The sequence below is a fragment of the Chryseobacterium sp. GVT01B genome (assembly GCF_019970045.1).
Taxonomy (GTDB): Bacteria; Bacteroidota; Bacteroidia; order Flavobacteriales; family Weeksellaceae; genus Chryseobacterium.
This window is the reverse complement of record NZ_JAHXYI010000014.1, coordinates 1-8,301: the sequence shown is the minus strand read 5'-3', so window position 1 is coordinate 8,301 and position 8,301 is coordinate 1. Positions and strand designations below refer to the sequence as shown.

Below are 8,301 nucleotides of genomic sequence, written 5' to 3'. Positions count from 1 at the left end.
TAAGACGGGCCCCTGTATCATTCAGGATATGACCCAGCCTCTCTACAGGGTAACCAGGATCAAGAGGAACATAAGCTCCGCCTGCTTTTAAAATACCTAAAATACCTATCAGCATCTTTTCTGAACGGTTAAAACAAATAGGGATCAGTTCATCAGGACGGATATCATAATGCTGGATCAGATAATGGGCAAGCTGGTTAGCCTTTTCATTAAGATCTCGGTAAGAAAGACGTACATCTCCAGATACCAGCGCTGTAAGATCAGGAGTTCTGAAAGCCTGTTCTTCAAATAAGCCATGAAGGGTAGCCTCCCTGTCATATCCTGAATATTTTCCATGTTGACCTGATACTGCTCCATCCCCTTCTTTAATCCAGCGAAGCTCACTAAGTTTAACCTCGGAAGATCCTCGCTGGAACAAACTAGAAAATTGCTCCAGAATATACTGATATGTGTTGATCATATCCTCAATCGTAGAATCTTTGAACAGAGATTTTGAAAAGTTAAATGTTCCACACAGCTCTTCTCCCTGATTGTCAATAATTGTGGTCAGATCAAACTTAGAGGTTTCATCCTGTATCCCACTATTAAAAGGGTGGAAATAACAATCTTCACCATGCCACCTTTTATTTCCCGATTCAAAAAATTTCAACCCGAACATCACCTGAAATACAGGATGACGAGAGGAATCAGGCTCAACATTAAGAGCATCTACCAATTTTTCAAAAGGCAGATCCTGATACATCTGACCTCTCAAAACACCAGCAGATACATCATTGATAAAGTCGCGAATACTTGCGTTAAAATCCAATTTTTGGCGAAGAACCAATGTATTGACAAAAAAGCCAATCATATTCTCCAGCCCCGGATAATGACGGTTAGCAACCGGAGTACCGACAATAAGATCATCCTGGCCACTATATGAAGCTAGCATCAAGTAATAACCACTGAGCATCAAACTGTATAAACTGACTCCTAAATCCTTCGACATGGATCTTAACCGTGAACTCGTTTTGGATGAAAGACTGAAATATAGATTTTTTCCTTCATAACTCGTTCGGGAAGGTCGTTGAAAATCTAATGGAAGATTCAGCGTTTCAAATTCAGAAAGCTCATCCAACCAATATTCCAGCTGCTTGTCTAAAACCTTTTCGGTTACATATTTTCGATGCCATAAGGCAAAGTCTTTATATTGAAATGGCAAAGAAGGAAGCGTAGGAAGAACACCTAAAACAAGAGATTGACAAATACTGTTTAATTCAGCTAAAAATATTTCCATTGACCAACCATCAAAAGCTATATGGTGAAACACCACAGACAAATAATAGTCGTCTTCATAATTTAGTACTTTTACTCTTATCGGCAAGTCTTCCCGAAGATTAAACCTTTCATTCATATCTTCGCTAAGCATCTCCCTAAAATCTTCAAAGCTTCCTATCTCTACCAAAGTTAATTCCAAAGACTGATCACTTACATACTGATATCCTGATCCATCAGGATCTGTCAAAATAAGAGTACGTAGAATTTCATGTCTGTCAAGAAGCATATGGAAAGTCTTCTCTAAAAAACGGAGAGTTACTCTCTTATCCAGTCGGAAAACCATAGGAATATTATAGGCATGGCTTCCTCCTTCATAGTTTTCAATAAACCATAATCTTTCCTGACCAAAGGACAAGTACTGCTCGCTAGTATGCTTTACAATAACTGGACTGATCTCTTCAACAGCAAATTCCGGCAAACCTTCAAGGGCTCGTGATAAACCTGCAATACTTTTATGATTGAAAACCATCCCTCCCGTAGCCCGTATCCCTGTTCGCTGATAAATTTTATTGACCAGTTTAATAACCATAATACTATTCCCTCCCAATCGGAAAAAATCATCATGGATACTGATATGATCTGCGTCTAAACCTAATACTTCTCCGTAAATCTCCACCAGCTGCTCCTGTAAAGGCGTTTGAGGACTTACATATTCTGTTTCACCTGTAAATAAAGGTTCAGGTAATGAATTTTTATCCAATTTTCCATTGATAGTAACAGGTAAAGTTTTCAAATGAACATAAGCTGAAGGAACCATAAAATTAGGAAGCACTTCAGATAATAACACTGAAATATCTCTGGAGTCAAGCGGATTCTCTGAAACATAGTAAGCAACAAGGTATTTTAAACCCATTTTGTTCACTCTACACACTACTACTGCCTGGCGGATACCATTCAATGCAAGAAGAGCAGCCTCAATCTCTCCTGGCTCAATCCGGTAACCACGAATCTTGATCTGTGAGTCGTTACGCCCCAGATATTCCAGATCACCGTTTGGAAGTATGCGCACAAGGTCGCCAGTTTTGTAAATCCGTCCATTATAACCTGATGCTTTTTCCTTCTCAGTCTGAAAGGGATTAGCTAAAAAACGCTCTGTAGTAAGCTCAGTAAGATTTAAATATCCCCTTGATACTCCAACTCCGCCTATATATAGCTCTCCGACAGCTCCAATAGGAACTTGACGCAAATAGGAATCCAGAACATACACTGAAGTATTACCTAGAGGTATCCCAATATTAAGAGGATTACTATCATGATGTCGTATTTGTTTATAGGTGGCATAAATAGTAGCTTCAGTAGGACCATATAAATTATATACGTTCTTATAAAGGGACCAGTACTTCACCGTTTCTTCATCCCCTGGTTCACCTGCATACATCAAAGTCTGTAAAGAAGGAAAATCACAGCGAGGCAGTAAAGAAAGCATTACGGGAGGAAGATAAGCATGGGTAATATCATGAGTTAAAAGATATTCCTTAACCAGATTAATATCTTTTTTAGTATGTTCGTCCAATAGGTGCAATTCATTGCCGTATAACAATGCACTAAAAAACTCAGAAACAGAAACATCAAATACATAAGAAGTATAGGCACTAAATTTTCCCGTTTCACAAAAGTTATATATTCCTCGTATTTCTTCTGTAAGGTTGACAACACTCGTATGCTCAATCATTACGCCTTTAGGCTTACCTGTTGTTCCACTGGTATAAATGACGTACGCTAAATTACTGGATTTTACATCAGTTTCAGGATTATCAGTTCTACAACTGCTAAGTTCTTTAATCATCTTTTCATCATCAAGACAGATAATATCCGATACCTCATATCCAAGTTTACTTACAGAAGCAGATTCAGTAATGATCAAACGAGCTCCGGTATCCGGCAGAATATGCTTCCTTCTTTCTGATGGAAAGCTGGGATCCAAAGGAACAAATGCTCCTCCTGCTTTCAGTACAGCGAGAATACCAATGAGCATTTGCTCTGAACGACTTAAGCATAAGGGGATAAGTTCGTCAGGTTTTATTTTATATTTTTCAAGTAAATAATGAGCCAGACGATTCGACCTTTCATTAAGCTCTTGGTATGTTAATTTTATTCCCTGATAAAACAGTGCTGTTTGGTTGGGAGTTCGGCACACCTGTCTTTCAAATAAACTGTGAATGGTGGCTTCTCTATTATAAACAGAATAGGTTCCATTGCAATCAGAAAGCCAATTAAAATCTTCCGTCTCCGATAGATGAAGTTCAGAAAGCTTTATTTCCGATTCTCCGGAAAGATGTAATGCCGAGATCTGTTTTAGAAAATAAAGATAAGCAGATTTCATCCTTTCTATTGTTGATTCCGCATAAAGACAACTTGCATAGTTAAATGTTCCGGATAAAACGTCATCAGTATCATCAATCATAGTCGTAATATCAAATTTAGCCATATCATAAGAAACCCTGCCTTCAAAAGGATGAAGAAAGGAATTTCCTTTAAATACATTACCCGGAGTCTTGCTAAAGCTTTCAAAACCGAACATCACCTGAAAGATAGGATGACGTGATGAATCTTGTGCAATATCAAGTGCGTTAACGAGTTTTTCAAAAGGAAGGTCCTGATTGGCTTGTGCACCTAAAACTGAAGCAGAAACTTTTTTGATAAATGATCTGACATCTGTATTATAGTCAATTGTTTCACGAAGAACTAGTGTATTAACAAACAATCCTATCATGTTCTCAAGTCCCTGATAATGACGATTGGTAAATGGTGTTCCCACAACAATATCATCCTGTCCGGAATAAGAAGATAGCATTAGATAATATCCGCTGAGCATCACACTATATAAACTGACTCCAAGCTTTTTTGCTAAAGATCTTAAATCAGAACTGATCTGTGAAGGTATTATAAATGAAATAGTACATCCTTCATATGAGATTTCCGACGGTCGTTTAAAATCCAAAGGCAGGTTCAAAGTTTCAAAAACCTTTAGATAAGACTGCCAGTATTCAAGCTGCTTTTTTAAAGTTGTATTATTAAGATACTTTCGCTGCCATAACGCATAGTCTTTATATTGAAACTCCAATGTTGGAAGCTCATATTGATAACCTGAAAATAATGCTTGATAAATAACATAAAGCTCATGTAAGAAAATTTCTACCGACCACCCGTCAAAAGCAATATGGTGAAATACTATAGACAGATAGCAATGATCATCCATTGAAAAAACACGTATAGAAAGAGGAATTTCTTCTGACAAGCAAAATATTCTCTTTGCTTCTTTACTTAATTCCGTTTCCAGAGCATCAAAACTGCTTACCTCCTGAACAGTCAATTCTAAGTAAGGATCTGTAACCTGTTGATAACCTATCCCCTCATTGCTGGTTAAGATCAGACTTCGAAGAATTTCATGTCTTTGCATAACACTTGCCAGAGATTCAGCCAAAATGGAAATATTTACACTTTTATCTATACGGCACACAAGCGGTATATTATATGAATTGTTTCCTCCTTTGTATTGATCTATAAACCACAATCCTTCCTGAGAAAATGACAAAAGCTGATCTTCCGCGTATCGAACGTCTGCCCGATCTATGCAAATAGTTTCAGTAGTAAAGTTTTCAAGTACAGTGGCCAGTTCGACAATACTTTTATTATCAAATACGGCTGATACATTAACCTGCATATCCAAATCCTGTCGAATTTTAGCAATCAGCTTAATAGCCATAATACTGTTACCTCCTAATCGGAAAAAATCATCATAGATGCTGATATGATCAGGATCGAGATCCAGGATTTCTCCATAAATCCACACAAGTTGCTCCTCTATCCAGGTCCTGGCCGCAACATATTCCGTTTCCCCAGTAAACAAAGGTTCCGGTAATGATTTTCTGTCCAGCTTTCCATTTATTGTCAGCGGAAGTTCATTCAAATGCACATAAACCGAAGGAACCATATAATCCGGAAGTATTTCTGATAACAAAGCTGAAATATCAGCAGACTCAAACGGAACATCCGACACATAATAAGCAGTAAGATATTTTAACCCCAGACTGCTTTCCCTGCACATCACCACAGCTTTGTGGATACCACTTAACCCAACAAGAACCGCCTCAATCTCACCAGGCTCAATACGGTAGCCACGAATCTTTAACTGAGAATCGTTACGACCCATATATTCCAGATCACCATTTGGAAGAAGACGAACGAGATCTCCCGTTTTATAGATCCTCCCATTATAATTTGATGCTTTTTCCTCTTCAGTCTGAAAAGGGTTTACTAAAAAGCGTTCTGCAGTAAGCTCGGGACGATTTAGATACCCCCGGGATAGACCTACTCCACCAATATACAGCTCTCCGATTGCGCCAATGGGAACGGCACGCAAATAGAAATCAAGAACATATGCTGAAGTATTACCAATCGGACGGCCAATATTGAGAGAATTACCATCTTCGCAATAATGATGATAGGTAGCACATACTGTTGTTTCTGTAGGACCATAAGCATTAATCACGTCAATTCCATATTTTCTGTAGCATTCCATGATTTCAGAATTAGTAGTATCTCCGGCAACAATAATTTTCTCTAATGGTAAAATTGATTCTTTATCCAATAAAGCTGGAGGAATCGTAGCAACTTTAATATCATGCTGAATAATATATTTCTGCAATATCTCCAAATCTGTTCTCGATTCGTTTGGCAAAACATGCAAGATATGTCCGAGTGCAAATACCGAATATACTTCCCAAACATGTGCATCAAAGACATAATCAGCATACCAGAGTAAATTTTTCTGTTCTGATCGATATAATGTTTCCTCCAGATCCAATATTGAGGCCTGCTGTTCTATTAAATTCACAACCCCATTATGTTCAATCATTACACCTTTAGGCCTACCTGTTGTTCCACTGGTATAAATAACATAAGCCAGATGGTCGGGTCTTACTGCGGTAACAGGATCTTCTCTGAAACACCTTTGAATTCCAGCTGCTGCCTCTGCATCATCCAGATTCAAAATAACGGGTCCATTCTTAGCAATTGCTGAAACATATTCATGCAGCTTAGACACGGTCTGCTTATCCGCAAGAATAAGACGAGCCCCTGTATCATTCAGGATATGCCCCAGCCTCTCTACAGGGTAACCAGGATCAAGAGGAACATAAGCTCCGCCTGCTTTTAAAATACCTAGAATACCTATCAGCATCTTTTCTGAACGGTTAAAACAAATAGGGATCAGTTCATCAGGACGGATATCATAATGCTGGATCAGATAATGGGCAAGCTGGTTAGCCTTTTCATTAAGATCTCGGTAAGAAAGACGTACATCTCCAAATACCAGCGCTGTAAGATCAGGAGTTCTGAAAGCCTGTTCTTCAAATAAGCCATGAAGGGTAACGGCTTTGTCATAATCTGAACATATCCCATGAAGACCGGGCATTGCTGAATTAATCCAGCGTAGCTCACTAAGTTTAACCTCAGAAGATCCCCGCTGAAACAAAGTAGAAAACTGCTCTAGAATATACTGATATGTGCTGATCATATGTTTAATTGTAGAATCTTTGAACAGAGATGTTGCAAAGTTAAATGTTCCACAAAGCTCTTCTCCCTGATCATCAATCATCATAGTCAGATCAAACTTAGAAGTTTCATTCTGTATCCCTCTGTTGTAAGGATGAAAAAAACAATCTTTACCATCTGTTTCTTTCGCTCCGGAATCCCCACCCTGAAATCCGAACATCACCTGAAATACAGGATGACGAGAGGAATCAGGTTCAATGTTAAGAGCATTTACTAATTTCTCAAAAGGCAGATCCTGATGAATCTGACCTCTTAAAACACCAGCGGATACATCATTGATAAAGTCGCGAATACTTGCGTTAAAATCCAATTTTTGGCGAAGAACCAACGTATTGACAAAAAAGCCAATCATATTCTCCAGCCCCGGATAATGACGGTTAGCAACCGGAGTACCGACAATAAGATCATCCTGGCCACTATATGAAGCCAGCACCAGATAATAACCACTGAGCATCAAACTGTATAAACTAACTCCTAAATCTTTAGACATGGATCTTAGTTGGGAACTTGTTTCAGGAGAAATACTGAAATATAGGGTCTCTCCTTCGTAGCTCATTCGGGAAGGCCTTTGAAAATCTAATGGAAGATTCAATGTTTCAAATTCAGAAAGCTCACACAGCCAATATTCCAGCTGCTTGTCTAAAACCTTTTCGGTTACATATTTTCGATGCCATAAGGCAAAATCTTTATATTGAAATGGTAAAGAAGGAAGCGTAGGAAGAACACCTAAAACAAGAGATTGATAAATACTGTTCAACTCGCGTAAAAAAATTTCTATAGACCATCCATCAAACGCAATATGATGAATGACTACAGACAAATAATAGTCACCTTCATAATCCAGTACTTTTACTCTTATCGGCAAGTCTTCCTGAAGATTAAACCTTTCATTCAGTTCCCCACTGATCACCTGCATAAAATCTTCAAAGCTTCCGATCTCTACCAAAGTTAATTCCAAAGACTGATCACTCACATACTGGTATCCTCCTCCATTAGGATCAGTCAAAATAAGGGTTCGAAGAACTTCATGTCTGTCAAGAAGCATATGGAACGCCTCCTGTAAAAAATTGATATTCGTTTCATTATCCAAACGCAACACCATAGGAATATTATAGACATGGCTTCCTCCTTCATAGTTTTCAATAAACCATAATCTTTCCTGACCAAAGGACAAGTACTGCTCCCTGGTATGCTTTACAATAACTGGACTGATCTCTTCAACAGCAAATTCCGGCAAACCTTCAAGGGCTCGTGATAAACCTGCAATACTTTTATGGTTGAATACAACTCCTCCCGTAGCCTGTATCCCTGTTCGCTGATAAATTTTATTGACCAGTTTAATAGCCATAATACTATTCCCTCCCAATCGGAAAAAATCATCATGGATACTGATATGATCTGCGTCTAAACCTAATACTTCTCCGTAAA

The 8,301-nt window shown here is 38.4% G+C and carries 1 protein-coding gene; it reads right to left on the bottom strand.

Translation table 11 applies throughout. The features are described 5' to 3' along the window. On the bottom strand, positions 1-8,301 hold an 8,301-nt coding region (locus tag LC457_RS23190), incomplete at both ends, for a non-ribosomal peptide synthetase (protein ID WP_223601909.1).